Source organism: Microbacterium sp. GbtcB4, from assembly GCF_019091465.1.
GTDB lineage: Bacteria > Actinomycetota > Actinomycetes > Actinomycetales > Microbacteriaceae > Microbacterium > Microbacterium paraoxydans.
This window is the reverse complement of sequence record NZ_JAGXJJ010000855.1, coordinates 1-228: the sequence shown is the minus strand read 5'-3', so window position 1 is coordinate 228 and position 228 is coordinate 1. Positions and strand designations below refer to the sequence as shown.

The following is a 228-nucleotide window of genomic DNA, read 5'->3' as shown; positions in this document are numbered from 1 at the left end:
CGGGCCCCGCCGCGGCCACAGAAGACCCCCCCGCCCACACCCCTCACCACGACACCGCGGTGCACCACGACGGTCCCGATACTGCACCGCACGGAAGCGGCGCGCCGATGGCCCACCAGGGTCACGGCGAGCAGGCCGGCCATGACGCACTTGGTGGACACGACGCGCACGGTGGACACGGGGGTCATGCGGGGCATGGCGTCCACGTCGGCGAGTTCCTTCCCCTCT

At 72.8% G+C, this 228-nt stretch carries 1 protein-coding gene; it reads right to left on the bottom strand.

Going from position 1 to position 228, the window contains the following annotated elements; translation table 11 throughout:
- The coding region (locus tag KVS71_RS19885) for a hypothetical protein (protein WP_217585373.1) at positions 1-228 on the bottom strand (228 nt) is incomplete at both ends.